At 68.1% G+C, this 17385-nt stretch carries 17 protein-coding genes and 2 pseudogenes; 11 read left to right on the top strand and 8 right to left on the bottom strand.

The genetic code is table 11. The annotated features are described in order from the left end of the window. The first annotated feature begins 255 nt into the window (after nt 1-255). The 3 genes from ACFYYB_RS26630 (at nt 256) to ACFYYB_RS26640 (ending at nt 1870) form a co-directional block, all read left to right on the top strand. Entirely contained in the window at nt 256-900 is a 645-nt protein-coding gene (locus ACFYYB_RS26630; RefSeq protein ID WP_389438452.1) for a HemK2/MTQ2 family protein methyltransferase, read from the top strand. A gap of 52 nt (nt 901-952) precedes the next feature. Then, nucleotides 953-1150: a CDGSH iron-sulfur domain-containing protein gene (locus tag ACFYYB_RS26635; protein WP_389438453.1), complete on the top strand. Its 198-nt coding sequence runs from the start codon at nt 953-955 to the stop codon at nt 1148-1150. A 153-nt stretch (nt 1151-1303) separates the two neighbouring features. After that, nucleotides 1304-1870 carry a hypothetical protein gene (locus ACFYYB_RS26640; protein ID WP_389438454.1) on the top strand — a complete coding sequence of 189 codons (567 nt, stop codon included), beginning with the start codon at nt 1304-1306 and terminating at the stop codon, nt 1868-1870. Nucleotides 1871-1934: 64 nt separating this feature from the next. On the opposite strand, the gene ACFYYB_RS26645 is transcribed toward ACFYYB_RS26640, so the two are convergent. From ACFYYB_RS26645 to ACFYYB_RS26655, 3 genes and pseudogenes are all read right to left on the bottom strand, one after another. After that, entirely contained in the window at nt 1935-2282 is a 348-nt protein-coding gene (locus ACFYYB_RS26645) for an STAS domain-containing protein (protein WP_389438093.1), read from the bottom strand. A 287-nt stretch (nt 2283-2569) separates the two neighbouring features. After that, nucleotides 2570-2971, bottom strand: coding sequence for an ATP-binding protein (locus tag ACFYYB_RS26650; protein WP_389438094.1), 402 nt, complete (start codon nt 2969-2971; stop codon nt 2570-2572). A gap of 101 nt (nt 2972-3072) precedes the next feature. Next, a pseudogene (locus ACFYYB_RS26655) lies at nt 3073-4265 on the bottom strand (PP2C family protein-serine/threonine phosphatase). Nucleotides 4266-4616: 351 nt separating this feature from the next. Here ACFYYB_RS26655 and ACFYYB_RS26660 point away from each other — a divergent pair. The 6 genes from ACFYYB_RS26660 to ACFYYB_RS26685 all read left to right on the top strand — a co-directional run bounded on the left by ACFYYB_RS26660 (nt 4617) and on the right by ACFYYB_RS26685 (nt 11502). Continuing rightward, on the top strand, nt 4617-5024 hold the full coding sequence (locus tag ACFYYB_RS26660; protein WP_389438096.1) for an STAS domain-containing protein: 408 nt from the start codon (nt 4617-4619) through the stop codon (nt 5022-5024). A gap of 364 nt (nt 5025-5388) precedes the next feature. Beyond that, the gene (gene tal, locus ACFYYB_RS26665; protein WP_389438098.1) at nt 5389-7032 is read left to right on the top strand and encodes a transaldolase; all 1644 of its coding nucleotides are present in this window, start codon (nt 5389-5391) and stop codon (nt 7030-7032) included. Between the two features lie 109 nt (nt 7033-7141). Further along, entirely contained in the window at nt 7142-9349 is a 2208-nt protein-coding gene (tkt, locus tag ACFYYB_RS26670) for a transketolase (protein WP_389438099.1), read from the top strand. 192 nt (nt 9350-9541) lie between these two features. Then, complete coding sequence (locus ACFYYB_RS26675; RefSeq protein ID WP_389438100.1) at nt 9542-10165, top strand: flavodoxin family protein; 624 nt, start codon at nt 9542-9544, stop codon at nt 10163-10165. A 60-nt stretch (nt 10166-10225) separates the two neighbouring features. Further along, the gene (locus ACFYYB_RS26680; protein WP_389438101.1) at nt 10226-11182 is read left to right on the top strand and encodes a TIGR03557 family F420-dependent LLM class oxidoreductase; all 957 of its coding nucleotides are present in this window, start codon (nt 10226-10228) and stop codon (nt 11180-11182) included. Between the two features lie 98 nt (nt 11183-11280). Next, nucleotides 11281-11502: a hypothetical protein gene (locus tag ACFYYB_RS26685; protein ID WP_389438102.1), complete on the top strand. Its 222-nt coding sequence runs from the start codon at nt 11281-11283 to the stop codon at nt 11500-11502. Nucleotides 11503-11864: 362 nt separating this feature from the next. Here ACFYYB_RS26685 and ACFYYB_RS26690 read toward each other — a convergent pair whose 3' ends face one another. Further along, entirely contained in the window at nt 11865-12095 is a 231-nt protein-coding gene (locus ACFYYB_RS26690; RefSeq protein ID WP_389438455.1) for a DUF5133 domain-containing protein, read from the bottom strand. 216 nt (nt 12096-12311) lie between these two features. Here ACFYYB_RS26690 and ACFYYB_RS26695 point away from each other — a divergent pair, with 216 nt between their 5' ends. After that, nucleotides 12312-12497, top strand: a complete 186-nt coding sequence (locus ACFYYB_RS26695) for a hypothetical protein (RefSeq protein ID WP_389438104.1) — start codon at nt 12312-12314, stop codon at nt 12495-12497. 59 nt (nt 12498-12556) lie between these two features. Here the strand turns inward: ACFYYB_RS26695 and ACFYYB_RS26700 are convergent, their stop codons facing one another. Both ACFYYB_RS26700 and ACFYYB_RS26705 read right to left on the bottom strand, forming a co-directional pair. Then, nucleotides 12557-12835: a hypothetical protein gene (locus ACFYYB_RS26700; RefSeq protein ID WP_389438105.1), complete on the bottom strand. Its 279-nt coding sequence runs from the start codon at nt 12833-12835 to the stop codon at nt 12557-12559. Nucleotides 12836-13245: 410 nt separating this feature from the next. After that, nucleotides 13246-13989 (bottom strand): annotated as a pseudogene (locus ACFYYB_RS26705) (alpha/beta fold hydrolase); the annotation flags it as partial. A 368-nt stretch (nt 13990-14357) separates the two neighbouring features. Here ACFYYB_RS26705 and ACFYYB_RS26710 point away from each other — a divergent pair. Then, the gene (locus tag ACFYYB_RS26710; RefSeq protein ID WP_389438106.1) at nt 14358-14924 is read left to right on the top strand and encodes a hypothetical protein; all 567 of its coding nucleotides are present in this window, start codon (nt 14358-14360) and stop codon (nt 14922-14924) included. A gap of 16 nt (nt 14925-14940) precedes the next feature. Here the strand turns inward: ACFYYB_RS26710 and istB are convergent, their stop codons facing one another. Both istB and istA read right to left on the bottom strand, forming a co-directional pair. Then, nucleotides 14941-15732 carry an IS21-like element helper ATPase IstB gene (gene istB / locus ACFYYB_RS26715; protein WP_389438108.1) on the bottom strand — a complete coding sequence of 264 codons (792 nt, stop codon included), beginning with the start codon at nt 15730-15732 and terminating at the stop codon, nt 14941-14943. Then, complete coding sequence (gene istA / locus ACFYYB_RS26720; RefSeq protein ID WP_389438456.1) at nt 15729-17375, bottom strand: IS21 family transposase; 1647 nt, start codon at nt 17373-17375, stop codon at nt 15729-15731. The genes istB and istA overlap by 4 nt, the downstream gene beginning before the upstream one ends. Nucleotides 17376-17385 lie beyond the last annotated feature (10 nt).

Here is a 17385-nt window from a genome sequence, read left to right on the forward strand (position 1 = left end):
CTACGACCTCGGGCGCTCCGATGCGCGTATCCCCAGTACTCGCTGTAGGCCCACGGAGGGGTCCGTTGCGGCCCAGCCGCTGATCAGGGCTTCCGTCTGTTCCTCCGAAGATCGGCCGCTGCCCGTCTGGGGTGGGCAGGCCCGGGCAGGCGCATATGTGATCGAAATCCAGCGGCCCCCTTCGAGGGCTGCGGTGGACATCCGGAGGTACAGGTGCCGCGTACTGCTCTGTCATTGGACGTGCTGCCCGCGGGCATGGTGGCCCTGCCGGGGGTGTATCAGCCGCAGGCGGACACCAGCTTCCTCGCCGAGGCCCTCGCGCTTGAGGAGATCGGGCCCGGCACCGATCTCCTGGAGATCGGCACGGGCACCGGTGCGGTGGCCCTGCATGCCTCGAACAGGGGCGCCCGCGTGACGGCGATTGATGTCTCCTGGGGAGCAGTGGTCACGGCCCGGCTGAACGCGTGGACACACCGGCTGCCCTTGCGGGTGGTGCACGGGGACTTCGCCGAGCACGCCACGGGCCGGGACTTCGACGTGGTCGTCTCAAACCCCCCCTACGTGCCGGCTCCCGCAACCCGGCTCCCGTCACACGGTCCGGAGCGTGCCTGGGACGCCGGACCCGACGGCCGGACGGTCATCGATCGGATCTGCGACCGGGCCCCAGGCCTGCTGCGGCCCGGAGGCATTCTGCTGATGGTCCACTCGGCCATGTGCGGCACCGCGCAGACCCTGGAACGTCTCACCGCTGCCGGGATGACCGCGGAGGCTACCGCGACGGCCCTCGTGCCCTGGGGCCCTGTCCTGCGCTCCCGGCGTGCCTGGCTGGAGCAGCATGGCCTGGCAGCTGTTGCCGAGGAATGGGAGGAACTGGTGATCATCCGTGCCCAGCGCCCCTGACGCAGCTCCCGAAGACCGCGACCGTCCCGACGGCGAGGCTTCCGCCCGGCGGGTGATAGTCGAACATCATGGGCCCGTCCTGGTCGAAGGCCCGGTCGAGATCATGGTGGACGACGGGAAGGTCATGCGGTCCGACCGCTTTATGGTCGCCGTGTGCACTTGCCGGCGCAGCCGTACCTACCCCTGGTGCGACACCAGCCACCGCCGCCGTGAACGCACCAACCCACCAACCGAAGACCGGAACCCGTGACGCCTGGGAGCCCGAAATGACCGAACGACCCCCGCGGGCAGCCAACGAAGCGAGAGGACAGCGCGGCCCACAGGACCGGCTGGATGGGAGTCCGTAATGGGCATCGAAAGGCCTGCACGCGGCGAAGGGTCACACCGGCAGCCCCCGCACCCGATGGCTCCGCTCCGTGGGTCACACCCGATTGGCTCTGCTCCCCGGACCTCTGACGGACCCGACCACGATCATCGACGGCCACCCGATACGAATCATGCGACGGTGGAGGCTCTGGGTTCGCTGTCGAAGGCATTGGAGACGGTAGAGCGGGCCCGCGGCCAGCTCTACGGCTTCCACCAGCTGACCGGCACCGCTGATCTAGAGCTCGACCGCGCCGTCCGGCTACTCCGCGAGGCAGGGCATGAGGAATGGGCTCGGCGCGTGGAGAGGGAGATCCTGGGGCGCAACGTCATCCCCGGCCACTGGACCTTCCAGATCATCGAGGCGTACAACCGCACGTACTACGAGCCGTTCAGGAGCCTGGAGCACCAGGTGACAGCAGATCTGGCCGACGGCAGGGACCATCTCTACGAGGCGGAGATGAAGGAAATCCGCCGCACTGCCGGGCACCCCGACCACAGCGCACAGCCGGATAGCTCGCTCCCACACAGCCGCGAAGTCGGTGCCGATGGGTATGAGGGCGACGAGGCCCGGCCAGACCCGGAATCGCGCGAGCCGCGGACGTGAAGGGGACACTTTCGGCGCCCTCGGACCGCCTAAACCACTTTACGCAACCTCCGAGGCACGGAGCTCAGGCGCTCTCACGTGCCTCGTCGGGGCGGGCGTGAATGAGGGTGAAGAGATCTCGGGCGCCGGTTATCTCCAGGAGTCGCAACACCTGCTCAGGGGCCCCTTGCAGCTCCAGTGCACCGTGTTCGGCTTGGATGCGGTTGCGGAGGTTGAGGAGGGTGTTGAGGCCGCTGGAATCCATGAAGGTGACGTTTGACAGGTCCAGGGCCAGGGTCCGCTCGTTCAGGGCGAGAGGGTCGGTGGCCGCGCTGACGTCCGGGACGGTGTCCATGTCCAGAGCCCCGGTGATTCTCAGGACGGTTCGGGGTCCGGTAGACGCGACGGTGTCGATGTTCAGGGTGGGGTGCATGGTTGTCTGATCCGCCAATCGGATCGGAGCCCATTACGGTCGGCTCCCGGATTCGGGCGGAGAAGGCCGTCAAGCGCACGGCCGCCTTAAGCCGTGCAAAGCCGGGCGAGACCACCCGCACCTTCCACCGGCCACCGTTCGGGTTGCCTCTCGGCGGTGCGGGGTCTCCCACCAGACCAGGCTGGATGTCGCTTGAGCGTGTCACGCCCAGGCCGTGATGGCCAGACAGCCCCCGGCCAAGTGCTCCCACCGGGTGCACGGCCACGACCGGGCTGTGGTGCTCGGGCCTACCAGGGGGCGTGTGCGCAGATGGTCTTGCCGCCGTCGGGGGTGGGTTCAGTGTGGGTGTGGGTGGTGAGGCGGTCGATGAGGTGCCAGCCGTAGCCGCCGGTCCCGTCGGTCCGGGGCGTACGGGGCATAGCCGGGTTCGGGCTGGTGTCGGTGACGCGGATCTTGACGTGGTCCTCGTGAAGCTCGAGATGGAGGGCGGCGGGCCCGTCCGTGTGGCGGATCGCGTTGGTGACCAGCTCGGTGACCACCAGCTGGACCGCGTCCGAGTACTCGGGGCGGTCCGGGGGCCGGACCTTGGTGGCGTGGTCGAGGAAGGCGTCGGTGGCGCCCCGGGCTGTTGTCGTGGGCCGGCCAGTACGGGGCACGGGCCGGTCCAGGACGAGCATGGGCGGAACCACGGAGTCTCCATCCCTGAAAGAGGGGCGTAGTGAGCGCCTGCCCCCACTGTGACGCCTCACCCTTCTGGCCCGCCCGAGATGCTCTTGTTCACCCATCCGGGTCAGGCCTTCGTTCTGGGGCCCCCGCCGTGGGGGCCATGCCAGTCCAGGCACAGGACGGTCGCATCGTCCTTCGGGGGCTGCCCGTCGTAGGCGTCGCTGACCGCGCCGACCAGGGGGCACGACCTCCCGTGGATGCTCAGCCATGGTTTTGCGCAGGAGGGCAGGAAGGTCGACGGTTTCGGCGTCGCGCTCCTGCATACCGTCGGTGTGGAGCAGGAGCCGGTCACCAGGCCGCAGGTCCAGGTCCTGAACCGCGTAGGGGGTCGTCATTGAGGCGCAGCCGAAGGGCAGGTTCACGGCCAGGCGCAGTTCGGTGACGGCACCGTCACGCAGGAGAAGGGGCCAGGGGCGTCCGGCGTTGACGAGTTGAGCGCGGCTGCCGTCGAGGGCGATACGCAGGAGCTGGCCGGTGGCCATGGTCTGCCGTCCGTGATCGAGGAGTGCCTGGTGGAGCTGCCGGGCCTGCTCTCAGGGTCTCGCCGGCGCGGCGGGCGCCGCGGGAGGCGTTGACCAGGAGGGTGGCCATGAGGGCGGCGTCGACGTCGTGGCCCATGGCATCGGTGATCGACACGTGCAGGGTGTCGTTGTCGAGGCTGTAGTCGTAGGTGTCCCCAGCGATCGAGGAAGCCGGGACGACAGCCCCGGCGAGCGTGAACTGGGGGGCCTCGCAGGCGGCGGCGGTGGGCAGCAGCTGCCGCTGGATCTCGGCCGCCAGGCTCACCTGAATGGTGCGGTTGCCCCAGTGGTAGAGGTCGGTGAAGCGCCGGTCTGTCACCAGGATGTAGGCCAGCGCGTGCGCAGCCTCCTCCACCTGGACCAGCACCTCCGGGGTGGCCTCGGCCAAGAACAGCTCGAGAACGCCGATGGTGTCGCCGCGGTTGGTCACCGGCGCCAGGACCCGCTGCCCCTGCCCGCCATCAGCTGCCAGCACAAGCTTCTGGCCGCGCAGCACCTCGTCGTAGACGCTGCTGCCCGCGAGCGGGATTTGCGCGGCCCGGTCCTCGTGATCCGTGGTCACGCTGTCGTGGACGCGCAGCAGACGCCGGCCCACGATGTCGACGAAAAGGAACGAGACGTAGCGAGCCTCGAACCGATCGCGCAGGTTGCGGGCGACGACATCGAGCGAGTTCACGGGTGCTGCAGACTCCGCGGCCGTCAGGACCTCAGCCAGTCCGATCCGCTCACGAGCCACATCAGCCTCCACAGGGTTCGAACCCTCCCCGCGTGAGGAGGGCGACTCATCACATACCCCGCACGAAATCTCGTCTCCACCTCTTCGCGTCCGCGCGGCCCATCGGATGCACAACGAGCCGACCTCGCGATGGATGCCTCCGTACTGCTCTCCCCGTACACGGGTCCGCCGGTGGACGAAGGAGAGGCCCTAACGGCTCCAGCCCCCAGACCTGCTTGTGCAGCCTGGTATCCGTGGCAGGGCGGGGGTCGGCACCGCCCGCGAAACCCCGGCGAGGCCCAGCCAGGATCAGAGAAGCACCCGACAGGATAGGAGCCCGAGTACCGCCGGCAGGAGAACCTTGTAATCACCGTGGATGTCGAGCACACCCGCAGCAGCGTCCCGGTCAATGTCAGAGGTGACCTTGCTGACGACGCCGGCGCCCTGATGCGCACTGCTCTGGACGACGTCACCTCCACCGCGCGGGACTTCCTGGTCGATCTGCACGGCGTGACGTCGATGGACCGCGACGGCCTGCTCCACATCCTCGAGCTCCACCGCTACGCAGAAAACCTGCACCTGCGGGTCCTGGTAACCGGCTGGCAGCAGCCCCAGCCCCAGCCCCAGCGAACACTGGCCCAAGTCGCCGGAATCCCCGGCCCCAGCCCCGCCCTCGGCGAACGCTACGCCCTGGCGGGCTTTCGCCGACTGATCGGCCAGCGCGCCCAGTCCTCCCGGGACCTTGCCGATTTCGGCGCCGGGTGGTTGCCCCGCCCATGAGAGCGGTCAAAGGCTGCGATAGACAGATGGTGGGCGGCATGTGCGAAGCGGGATGGGGCATAAGCCGGGCGTGCCGCAGTCCCCCCGTCCGGGGTAGGGCAACCAAGGCTCCGGCCTGCTGCGGCACACCAAACTTCCACTCGAGACGTACGGGCCTCCCAGGATTTGCCCACACGGCTCCGAGGCGGCCGCATCGTTCCGAGGTCCTCGGCCATCAAGCCGGTCGTTTCGGGTACTGCGCTTGCTACGGGACGATCCGGGCAGGCGGGGATAGAGCCACCGTGCGAGTGCCGCCACCGGCAGACCGTCCTCCGGACGAAACCGACCCCAGCGTGCGCGGCACAGTACCGCTTTGGAGGTCCGTATGTCCGTCTCCGCTGAATCAAGTCCGCTCGCCGCCCTGTCCGAAGCAGGGGTGTCGGTCTGGCTCGACGATCTGTCCAGGGAACTTCTCGCGGGCGGAGAGCTCAAGAAGCTGATCGCGGACAAACACGTCGTGGGGGTCACCACGAATCCCACGATCTTCGCCTCGGCTCTGTCCAAGGGGGACCGCTACAACGAGCAGCTGCGGAGCCTGGGCGAGGCCGGAGGCAGCGTCGACGACGCGGTCTTCGCCCTGACCACCGATGATGTACGCCATGCCTGTGACGTCCTGGGCCCCGTGTACGAGCGGACCGCAGGAATCGACGGACGGGTATCCATCGAAGTCGACCCGCGGCTGGCGCAGGATGTCGACGCTACGGTCGCGATGGCGCGCAAGCTTTGGGAGACGGTCAACCAGCCGAACCTGTTCATCAAGATCCCCGCCACCCGGGCGGGGCTGGAAGCGATCACCGCGGTCACCGCGGAGGGCATCAGCGTGAACGTCACCCTGATCTTCTCTCTGGACCGCTACCGCGAGGTGATGCACGCCTACCTTCGGGGCCTGGAGCAGGCTCAGGCAGCTGGGCGCGAGCTGGCGGACATCCACTCGGTGGCCTCATTCTTCGTCTCCCGCGTCGACACCGAGGTCAGCCGCCGCCTCAACGCCATCGGCACACCCGAGGCGCTGGCGCTCAAGGGCAAGACGGCGGTCTCCAACGCGCGCCTCGCCTTCCAGACCTACGAGCAGATGCTCGTAGACCCGCGCTGGCAGCGCCTCGCGGCGGCGGGGGCCCGCACGCAGCGCCCGCTATGGGCCTCCACCGGAGTGAAGGACCCCTCCTACCCCGACACGATGTACGTCAGTGAGCTCGTCATCGCGGGCACGGTCAACACGATGCCCGGCAGTACGCTGGCCGCGTTCGCCGACCACGGCACCCTTCTCGCGCACGCTCCTACCGTGGACGACTTTGCGGCCGCCAGGGCTCACTTCGCCGCGCTGGAACGGGTCGGCATCGACTTCACCGACGTCACCGACACCCTCGAACGCGAGGGGCTGACCAAGTTCGAGGACAGCTGGAGCGAGCTCGGCGAGTCGGTCGCCCGCGAAATGCACACGACGCCCGGAACACAGGACGGCGAATCCGAGAGCGCCGAGCTCCTGGCGATCTACCTGGGCGACCACTACGCCGCCGCCACAGGCGGCCTGGAACTGTTCCGTCGCGCCGCAGACGCCCGAAAGGACCAGGAGGATGGCCGCACACTCGCCGATCTCGCCGACCAGGTCGAGGAGGACCGTGACGCTCTTGCCATGGTGATGACGGACCTGGGCGTGTCGACCACCCAGTACAAGGCTGCCCTGGGCTGGTTGGCGGAGAAGGCGGGCCGCCTGAAGACCAACGGTCACCTGTTCTCCCGCTCTCCGCTCAGTGACGTCCTGGAGGCAGAGGCGATGCTGGCGGGCGTCCAGGGCAAGGCAGCCTGCTGGCGCACCCTGCGCGACCTGGCCCAGACCGACAGCCGGCTCCGCGCCCACGACCTCGACGCGCTGCTGGACCGCGCCGAGCGGCAGAGCACCACGCTGGAGCAGGTGCGCGCCACCGCGGCGGCCCGAACGCTGGGATCTGGGCCGACGGCCGCACGATGACGGTCACGACGGCATCCGCGGGTGCCGGACGGCACGGCCGCGAGGGCACATCCACCGGCGGGAAGGGGCGTCCCCAGAGGCCGGTCCGTCCGTTCGACGAAGGGACAGCATGATGAGCGAGCAGTCCGTAGGGGGCGACAGGTCCGTGGCGAGCCCGGTAGCCGAGCACGCCGGGTGGGACAAGGTCGACGTGCGGGCGGTCGACACCGTGCGGCTGCTGGCCGCCGACGCGGTACAGAAGGTAGGCAATGGCCATCCGGGGACGGCGATGAGCCTGGCCCCGCTGGCGTACCTGCTGTTCCAGAACGTCATGAAGCATGACCCGGCCGACGACCAGTGGCTGGGACGGGATCGGTTCGTCCTGTCCTGCGGGCATTCCAGCCTCACCCTCTACATCCAGCTCTACCTGGCCGGCTACGGCCTGGAGCTGTCGGACCTGGAGGCGTACCGGACGTGGGGGTCGGCGACTCCCGGCCACCCCGAGCACCGCCACACCCGCGGCGTGGAGATCACCACCGGGCCGCTGGGACAGGGGCTGGCCAGCGCGGTCGGTATGGCGATGGCCGTGCGCCGCGAACGCGGACTCTTCGACCCGGACGCTGCGCCGGGCACCAGCCCCTTCGACCATCACATCTACGTCATCGCCTCCGACGGCGACCTGATGGAAGGCGTCACCGCCGAGGCCGCCTCCCTGGCCGGGCACCAGGAACTGGGCGACCTGACGGTCTTCTACGACTCGAACCACATCTCGATCGAGGACGACACCGACGTCTCCTTCAGCGAGGACGTGCCCGCACGCTTCGCCGCCTACGGATGGCACGTACAGACCGTCGACTGGACCATCACCGGCTCCTACGTCGAGGACGTCGACGCCCTGCTCGCCGCGACCCGCGCCGCCCGGGCCGAGACCGGACGCCCGTCGCTGATCATGCTGCGGACCCTGATCGGCTGGCCGGCCCCCACCAAGCAGAACACCGGCAAGGCCCACGGCTCAGCACTCGGCGAAGACGAGATCGCCGCCACCAAGGAACTGCTCGGCTTCGACCCCGAGCAGCACTTCACCGTCGAGGACGAGGTCCTGGCCCGTACCCGACAGGCGGCGGAGCACGGCCGCACGGCGCACGCCGACTGGGACGAGGCATACACCACTTGGCGAACCGCGCATCCCGACCGCGCTGCGCTGCTGGACCGGCTTCAGGCCCAGCGGCTGCCGGACTGCTGGAGCGACGTCCTGCCCACCTTCCCCGCCGACGCCAAGGGGATGGCGACGCGCGCCGCGTCCGGTGAGGTTCTCACCGCGCTGGCCCCGGTGCTGCCGGAGTTGTGGGGTGGATCGGCCGACCTCGCGGGGAGCAACAACACCACCATGGAGGGCGAACCGTCCTTCGTGCCGGCCGACCGGCAGACCAAGGACTGGAAGGGCGGGCCCTACGGGCGCACCCTGCACTTCGGGATCCGCGAGCACGCCATGGGCGCGATCCTCAACGGCATCGCCCTGCAGAGCCTCACCCGTCCCTACGGCGGCACCTTCCTGACCTTCTCCGACTACATGCGCCCGGCCGTACGCCTCGCCGCCCTGATGCAGCTGCCCGTCACCTACATCTGGACCCACGACTCCATCGGCCTGGGCGAGGACGGCCCCACCCACCAACCCGTCGAACACCTCGCCGCGCTCCGCGCCATCCCCGGCCTGGACGTGGTGCGCCCCGCCGACGCGAACGAGACCACCGCCTGCTGGCAGACCATCCTGGAACACACCGACCGGCCCTCCGGCCTGATCCTCTCCCGTCAGAACCTGCCCGTCCTGGACCACAGCAACGGCCAGTACGCTCCGGCCCTGGAAGCGGCCCGCGGCGGCTACACCCTCGCGGACACAGCCGACGGCACAGTGCCCGAGGTGATCCTGGTAGCCACCGGCTCCGAAGTCCACATTGCCCTGGACGCCCGCGATGTGCTGACCGCCGAAGGCCTGGCGGTACGGGTGGTGTCGATGCCCTGCCGCGAATGGTTCGCCGCCCAGCCCCAGGACTACCAGGACGAGGTCCTGCCACCGGCCGTACGGGCCCGCGTCAGCGTGGAAGCAGGCATCGGCCAGGGCTGGCGCGACGTCGTCGGCGACGCCGGACGCATCATCAGCCTCGAACGCTACGGCGCATCCGCTGACTACCAACGCCTCTACACCGAATTCGGCATCACCCCCGAGACCGTCGCCGCAGCCGCCCGCGACAGCATCCACGACACCACCAAGACCCCCCGCCCAGGCGGGCATCAACACACCGCAGCACCCTCGGAAGGCGGCACCGGCGATCGCCCCTGACTTTGATGCGAGCCACAGGTGGTGAGGAGAGTGGTGATGCCTAGCCGGAGCAGCATGGCGAGGTTGTCTTCGACGACCTCCTTGTGGTCGGCCAGGCCGTATGACACTCCCGCCCGGACTGACCCACAGCCTCTGCTGGATGAACTGGGCCAACCGGAACATCAATGGCAGATCGGCGGGTAGCCGCGCAACATGGACCCCAACAAGAACACCCCCCTTCGCGCTGTCGCCCTCGTCTGCACCCTCTCCCCCTCCCCGGCGCCCTCCAGCTCCCAGCTGCTCGCCGAGCAGACGATGGCCGCCCTCGCCGAGCACGGTGTCACCGGCAAGACCATCCGGATCGCCGACCATGACGTGAAGACGGGAATCAGCACCGACCTGGGCGACGGCGACGCGTGGCCCGAGATCCGCGACACGATCTTGGGCTGCGACATCCTCGTCCTGTCCACACCTATCTGGCTCGGCCACCCCGCCAGCATCGCCCAGAAGGTCATGGAGCGGCTCAACGCAGAGATCTCCGAGACCGACGACGAGGGCCGCATGCTCACCTACGGCAAGGTCGCCGCAGTCTGCGTCGTGGGCAACGAGGACGGCGCCCACAAGGTCAGCGCCGACCTCTACCAGGGGCTGAACGACGCCGGCTTCTCCCTCGCCCCCAACGCCGTCACCTACTGGGTCGGCGAAGCCATGCAGAAGACCGACTACCAGGACCTCGACAAGACCCCCGAGAAGACGGCCGCCACCACCAAGACCCTGGCCGCCAATACCGCTCACCTCGCCCGACAGCTCAAGGCCAACCCCTACCCGCCGAGCTGAAGCCACGCCGGGCCCGCCACGTCGGCTCAGACTCCAGCACCCCGATGAACGGAGCCCACCATGACAGAGTTCGGCTACTTCCTCTCCTGTGAAGAGTTCACCCCAGAGCAACTGCTGGACCAAGCAAGGCGGGCAGCGGATGCCGGGTTCACCCGGCTGGCCATCTCCGACCACTTCCATCCGTGGAACGATGCCCAGGGCAGCAGCCCGTTCGTGTGGTCGATGATCGGCGCCCTGTCGCAGACCGTCGATCTGCCCGTCACCACCCTGGTCACCTGCCCGACCACTCGCCTCCACCCGGCCATCACAGCACAAGCCGCCGCGACCTCCAGCGTTCTCCTCAACGACCGCTTCACCCTCGGAGTGGGCACCGGTGAGGCTCTCAACGAGCACGTCCTGGGCGACTCCTGGCCCCGCCACGCGGAACGCTCGGACATGCTCGAGGAATCCGTAGAGGTCATGCGGAAGCTGTTCACAGGCGATCTCGTCAACTACCAGGGCCGCTACTACACCGTCGACAACGCCCGCCTCTACACAGTTCCACGAACTCCGCCTCCCGTATACGTCTCCGGTTTCGGACCGAACGCCGCGGAACTGGCCGGCCGCATCGCGGACGGCTTCGTTCTCATGGGGCCCGAAAGGGAGTTGATCGACGCCTTCCGGCGGGCTGGAGGCGAGGGCAAGCCCGTCATCGGCGGGCTCAAGGTGTGCTGGAACTCCGACCGGAACCAAGCCATCGACACCGTCCACCGTCTGTGGCCCAGCGAGGCCCTGCCCGGCGAACTCGGCCAGATCCTGCCGACCCCCGCGCACTTCGAACAAGCCAGTGAACTCGTCACGCGCGATCAGGTAGCCGAGAAGACTCCCTGCGGAGACGACCCCGCCGAGCACGTCAGCGCAATCCGCGAGTACATCGACGCAGGCTTCGACGAGGTCTTCATCGGCCAGATCGGCCCCGAGCAGGACGCCTTCTTCGCCAACTACCGCAAGACCGTCCTCCCGGCCCTCAACGGCTGAGGCCAGCCAGCCCCGCGTTGCCCCGTCCTCGGTACGTACCACCCGCAGGGCACCTCCGACCCACGACTCGACTCCGGAGCCGAACAGAGGAAGAGAACGTGTCCCACAACGCCCCTGAGGCAGTCCAACCCTCACACCGCAAGGCGGCATTGCTCGTCGATCAACTGATCGAAACGGTCATCGGCAGAAGATCGGAAGCCTCCAATGGCGTCCCCCCGGTGACCGCCACCCTGACGCGGCCGGCCGTTCGCAACGGCCTTCTGCTGCTCACCATCACCACGCTCACGGTCCTGGCGTGGCGCAAACGCAACCTGCACTGAGGCGAGGCATCGGCGGGTCTGGCCGACGCCCCCAAGCTCACCTGGTTGGAGACCGCACATCGCCGCTGCAGGGTCACCGCAGTTGGCTGCGGGAGGGTACGAGTGGGCGTGTTCGACTTAGTGCGGCCTTGCGCCATGCGCTCGACGGCCGTAGCCCCTCTATTAGGGAGCCGACCTCGATGGGCTCCGACCGCCCCCCTGGCCCTTAGCGGAGCGGGCTTGGGCTGGACCTCAGCGACGTGTACGTTCATGGACTGCAGCGCTCTTGTGCGCACTCCGCAGCGGGAGGCCCAGACTAGGTACATGCAGCTGCTGGAGCCGTCGCGTCCACAGCGGACGCGACGAGTCATTGTCCTATGCGGTCAGCCGGAAACAAGGACGGAGTCGTCAAGAACGCCCGCCCCCGGCAGGTTGTGACGGGCGGCGATCAGAGCGGCGTGCACGTCACCGGTCCCCGTGACCACGCACAAGGCCCGCTCGACATCCTCGATCTCCTTCCGAACAGGCGAGCCGTCCTCTGACGCGTCAAGGACGGACAGCGCCCAGTAGCGGGGAACGAGGCCGGGGAGCACTGCAGGGTGAGCCATCAGCACGGGCATTACCTTTCACCAGTGGATCGATGGCTCTCAGCTACCCTGGCGTTCTCCATTGAATCCGTGACGATGTCGCGGAGCGGGGAGCTCTGGGGCAGGAGCATGCTCGTGGGCGATCCTGCCTGCCATCAGCCTGCCCAAGATCCCCCAAGCCGGGCAAGGTGGGGGTATGAGTCAACGGGCCGACCTACGTGCGGTCGTTTACCTACCTGCCGAATGGGGCGGGCGGCGCGTGCCTTCGACGGCATCATCCCCGGCCACGCCTACGGCCCCAATGACGTCCTTGGACGCATCGTCGGCGCCGACTTCGATGCCGACGAGGCTGCGCTCCACGGCGCGGGCTTGATCAAGCGGCGTGGTGGCGGCCCGGCCAAATGGGGGCTCCACCACCGCGACTCCTGAGCGGTGCGGACACGGCTCCCGAAAGCGTCACCGCCGACTGTACGTCGCTATTCGTGCGCTTACTGAGCAGCAGTTACGGCCCTGCGGGGTGATTCGTGGCCGCCGTGCTGGTGGATAGGCGGAAGCTGGCGAATCCATACCGAGGCAGTGGTCAGCAGGCCGGTGAAGATGGTGAGGAGGAGGACGCAGACCCACATCTGTTGACTTCCGAAGTCCAGCCAGCCGGCCCATGCGGCCGCAGCAGCCCACAGGACGGCACCAGCGGTGTAGAGCGAGCGGACCCGGCGCAGTTGGCGTGCGACCCGCAAGGACGTGAGGAATTCGCGCTTGGATGCCATGGAGGAGCGTCTACCCCAATGTTTCGCGCCCACGGAGTGAATCCCGGAGCTTTCTCGCTCAACCTGAGTCAGAGCCGCTGTCGGCGGACGACGTGCTGAAGGCCGGCGCCCTCCAGCAGACTGGTACCCCTCGGCAACCGGCAACGCGCCCACCCCGTGCTCTTCCAGATTCAGAGCACGGGGTGGGCATCGCCCTCCGCAGAGGGCAGGCGCAACGCGTACGCGTACTGCACCGCGGCCCGTGAGGTACATCCAACTCGTAGGTGACTGCCGAACACACCGACGGGTCGTGCCGGTGCGAACTCTGTCCGGTAGGCGGTCTGTCAAGCGCTCCGCTACCAAGCGCCCCGGCAGCGGCGACCAGGGCGGGAGGACTGGGCACGGGCCGGGCCCGTCTGTCGCCCTCGCGCTCAGGAGGCGCTTCGGGCCGGCTCTGCTCCGGTTTGGATCAGGAAGTCGGTGAGTGCTCGCGCAAGTCGTTCGGGCTGGTCCTCGGGGATGAGGGTGGACGATTCGGCGATCTCGACCAGCCGGCCCTGCGGGTACAGCTCGGCCAGCCGCGGGCCGTGCTCTCGCGGCATCAACCGGTCCTCGGTCGCCCAGACGACCAGTACCGGGCGCTCGAAGTCGCGCAGCCCTTCGCTCCATGCGAGCAGGGTCTTGCGTCCGGGTGCTCCGGTGGCGAATTTGGCGAAGTCCCTGCGGATGGCCCGGCTGCGGGTGGCCGGAGCGAACCAGTCGTCCATGACCTCGTCGGGGATCCCCCGCAGGCTCATCCCGCCGTAGCCACCCCGGCTGTGCCGGAAGGCCGGGATCCGCATGAGTCGCGTCAAGAACCAGACGCCGCCGGGAATCCTGCACACCTGCGCCATGGCCTTGGCCGGCCCGGGGGGAAAGTTGTCGAAGGCCTCGCAGGCCACCAGCACCATGCGCGCGATGTGTCGATCCTCCCCGTCCAGCACCAGGAACTGGCCACCGCCCCAGTCACTGAGCACGAGCGTCACCTGGGTCAGACCGAGCTTCTCGATGAACTCGCCCAGGAGCCGGGCGACACCGCGCTGAGACAGATCAGCATCCGGGTTCATCGGCTGACGGTGACCGCCCAGGGGCAACGTGGGCAGGACACAACGGTATCCGTCCAGCATCGGGACCACTGGCTGCGTCAGTGACAACCGACTCCAGTGGTAGGTCAGTTCTGACTCCCTTGAGGGGTGCCCAGAGCAAGATTTGAATGCGAGATATGACTCCACAGCCAGCGACTCCGTAGTGGACATTTGAGGCATCCCGGGTCTGCTGCCTTCCTAGCCGCTCCGGGAGACCGGGATTCCATTGACCATGGACGGTTTGAGTCGGCCTCGGCCCGACGGTCACAAGCGGCCCAGGCGGGCGCCGTATCCGGAGGTAGCGGCGGCCTGAAGTGGCTCGGCTGCGGGCGTGACGCGGCCCCGCCAGGTAGGTCGCGGCCCCTTGCTGGGACAATCAGCCGATTCGAATGCAGCAAGCGAGATGACCGGAGGAGCGAGTGACTGCCCAGCAGCCCTTGCATGAGGTTTCGGCGACGGTGGCCACGGACGCGGGAATGCTCGTCTTGTGGGATCCGCAGCGGTTCGAGGCCGTCGTCGATTACGACACCTGGGAGGACGAGCTCCTGGAGGACGAGGACATCGTCGGCCATATCCAGGCGGGTTCTCTTGTTCCGCTCAACGTCGGCGGAGACGGCGCGTTCAGTGTCCTGCTCCGTGCGGGCACTGCGGCCGCGCCGGCCATGTTGACCGGGCGGGAGATTGCCCATCAACTGGTCGCTTCTCGGCCTTACCTTTTCGTCTCCCGCGGTCGCGCACTCGTAGGTGGCATCGAAAACGTCGGTGCCGACGTCTCGGATGGCGTGCTTGAGCACCCCGTGCCCGAGGGCCACTGTGCCGTAGTCGTCCACTTGATCGACTGGCAGGCTGAGGCTGGCAGCCAGGACAAGGAAGGACGGCCCGTTCCGGGAGCCTTGCCGGACTTCGTAGTGCTGATCAACCCAGCTCAGCCCGGTCAGGGAACCTTCCGCACTGCGGTGAATACGTTCGAGGCCCCGAACGGCTGACGATGGCGGACCTGGTTCAGACTGCCTTGAGCTGCTGCTGGGCCTTGGTGTGGGCGAGGCGGTATGACTCGGTGCCGGTCTCGATGATGTTCCCGCCAAACGTGAGGCGGTCCACGATGGCCGCGCAGAGCCGGGGATCGGTGAAGGTCTTGGTCCAGCCTCCAAAGGATTCGTTGGAGGCGATCGCCACAGAGCTCTTCTCCTCACGCTCGGTCAAAACCTGGAAGAGGAGTTCGGCACCACGCCGGTCCAGTTCCATGTAGCCCAGCTCGTCAATACAGAGAAGATCGACGCGGCCATAGCGGGCGATGGTCTTGGCGAGGAGTTTGTCATCGGCGGCTTCGACGAGTTCGTTGACGAGTTTCGTCGCAAGGACGTACTTGACCCGGTAGCCGTGCATCGCGGCCTCAGTGCCGAGCGCGATCAGCAGGTGTGATTTCCCGGTCCCGGAATCGCCGATCAGGCAGAGCGGCATGCTCTTCTTGACCCAGTCGCAGGAGGCCAGGGTATGGATCGCGGCCGGGTCGATGGCCGGGTTGGCATCGAAATCGAAGGCCCGAAGCGACTTGTCCCGTGGGAAGCCGGCCGCCTTGATCCGCCGCTCGGAGCGCCGGCGGGCCCTGTCGTCGCATTCCGACATCAGCAGCTCGGCCAGAAACCCGCGGTAAGTCATCTGGTCCTGAGCGGCGGCCGCGGCCAGTTCCGGGTACTGGGCTCGGATCGTCGGCAGCCGCAGCATCCGGCATGCCTGGTCCACGGCCGCGTCCACGGCTTCCTCGGTCAGTCCCCGGTTGCGCTTTGAGGTCATGATTCCCCCTGGTGGGTGGATGGTCCGGCGTGCCGGCGGCGCAGCAGTTCGTCGTAGGCGGTTACCGAAGGTAATGGCCTTGGGTCGGGCGGCAGCGCGGCCAGCCGGCGCGCGGTCAGCGACGTCACCGTCGCCCCGCCCGCCACCGGACGCGTAGTCCGCCCCTGAGGCGGAGTGGGCGCGGCCGTCTCGGTGTCGGCGGCTTTGCGGGCCTCCAGCGCGACGGCGTCCGCGGTCAGTGCGCCGGCCTTGAGTGCGGCCGCGATCCCGGCGACTACGTCCTCGTGGGCCATGTTCCGGTGCAGCAGCAGCACCGAGATCAGGGCCCGGGTACCCTCGGGGTCGCCGTGGGCTTTGCAGGCGGCCCGCCACCACGCGTCATGGACCGGCGTGAACTTCCCGGCCGAGCGGGCCTGTTCCAAGGCGGTGGCGCCGGGCAGGGCACCGGGCTTGCGGACCAGGGCCTCCAAGTAGTGGTCCAGGTCGAGGCGGGATCCGCCCTTGGCGATCAGCCGCTCATGTCGGGCCACCACCTTGGGGCCCTCGTAGACCACCAGTTCGGAGGCGTGCAGCACGATCCGTACCATCTGACCGATCAACCGCACCGGCACCGAGTAGTGGTTGGTTCGCACGGAGACCTGCCCGTAGCGGTCCACCCGTACCGACGAGACGAAGCCGGTCTCGAAGACCTCGTCGGGCAGCGGCAGCAGCAACGGGTGCTCGGCCTGGAAGTACTCCCCGATGGTTTTCGGGCGGAGCCGGATCCGGCGGTCGTTGTCCTGGCGGTCCCACTGTTCGACCAGCAGATTGAGCTCCGCGAGAGTGGCTACCTGCGGAACGGGGACCAGGTGGTTCCTGCGGAACCAGCCGATCTGTCCCTCGACCCCACCCTTCTCATGGGCGCCCTCGACACCTGGGTGGCAGTAGAAACTGGTGATCGAATAGTGCGAGCGGAACGCGGTCCACCGCTCAGATTCCACCCGGCGCCTGGTCAGACCCAGGACCTGGGCGACCGCCGCCCGCAAGTTGTCGTAGCGGATCTTGCCGTAGGGGACGCCGCCGAGCGTGTTCAGCGCGAGGACGTGGCCTTCGAGAAAGGCCTCCTGCCCGCAGGAAGCGAAAATCTTATGGACCGAGCGGCCCGAGTACGAGAGCCGCAGCGAGAACAGGAAGCACTTCGTCAGGGTGCCGCCGAGGTTGATCCAAACGTCCCCGAAATCAACCTCCGCCTCATCGCCCGGGCGGTGGGTTTGCGGGATGAAGGAGGCCGGGGGCCCGCGGCCCTCCTCGACCCGGATCTCACGGCGCCGGTCGTAGACATAGTCGCGGACCATCGCATACGACACTTCCTCCGCGCCGTACTCGTCCAGCAGCCGGTGGAAGATCCGGGTGAGCGTGTGCCGCTGCTTGCGCGGAGCGTCCAGGTCAGCCCGCAGCATCCCGTCAATGGCCAGCTTGTACGGATCAAGACGTGATCCCCGGGGCGGCATCCGCTTCCGAGCCGTCGGCAATGCCGACTCCAACGCGAGAGCCACCGTGCGCCGGCCCACCGAGTACTTCAACGCCAGCGCGCGACTCGACAAACCCAGCTCCCGCGCATCACGACAGATCGCGGCATACAACTCGACCTTGGAGCCGGGCACTGAAGTCCCC

The sequence above is a fragment of the Streptomyces sp. NPDC002886 genome, from assembly GCF_042888445.1.
Lineage (GTDB): Bacteria > Actinomycetota > Actinomycetes > Streptomycetales > Streptomycetaceae > Streptomyces.

Excerpts from the sequence above, each read along its gene's own strand:
- ACFYYB_RS26630 (WP_389438452.1), top strand. The coding sequence starts at position 256 with ATGGTGGCCCTGCCGGGGGTGTATCAGCCGCAGGCGGACACCAGCTTC.
- ACFYYB_RS26640 (WP_389438454.1), top strand. The coding sequence starts at position 1,304 with ATGGCTCCGCTCCGTGGGTCACACCCGATTGGCTCTGCTCCCCGGACC.
- ACFYYB_RS26645 (WP_389438093.1), bottom strand. The coding sequence starts at position 2,282 with ATGCACCCCACCCTGAACATCGACACCGTCGCGTCTACCGGACCCCGA.
- tal (WP_389438098.1), top strand. The coding sequence starts at position 5,389 with ATGTCCGTCTCCGCTGAATCAAGTCCGCTCGCCGCCCTGTCCGAAGCA.
- tkt (WP_389438099.1), top strand. The coding sequence starts at position 7,142 with ATGATGAGCGAGCAGTCCGTAGGGGGCGACAGGTCCGTGGCGAGCCCG.
- ACFYYB_RS26675 (WP_389438100.1), top strand. The coding sequence starts at position 9,542 with ATGGACCCCAACAAGAACACCCCCCTTCGCGCTGTCGCCCTCGTCTGC.
- ACFYYB_RS26680 (WP_389438101.1), top strand. The coding sequence starts at position 10,226 with ATGACAGAGTTCGGCTACTTCCTCTCCTGTGAAGAGTTCACCCCAGAG.
- ACFYYB_RS26695 (WP_389438104.1), top strand. The coding sequence starts at position 12,312 with ATGGGGCGGGCGGCGCGTGCCTTCGACGGCATCATCCCCGGCCACGCC.
- ACFYYB_RS26700 (WP_389438105.1), bottom strand. The coding sequence starts at position 12,835 with ATGGCATCCAAGCGCGAATTCCTCACGTCCTTGCGGGTCGCACGCCAA.
- istB (WP_389438108.1), bottom strand. The coding sequence starts at position 15,732 with ATGACCTCAAAGCGCAACCGGGGACTGACCGAGGAAGCCGTGGACGCG.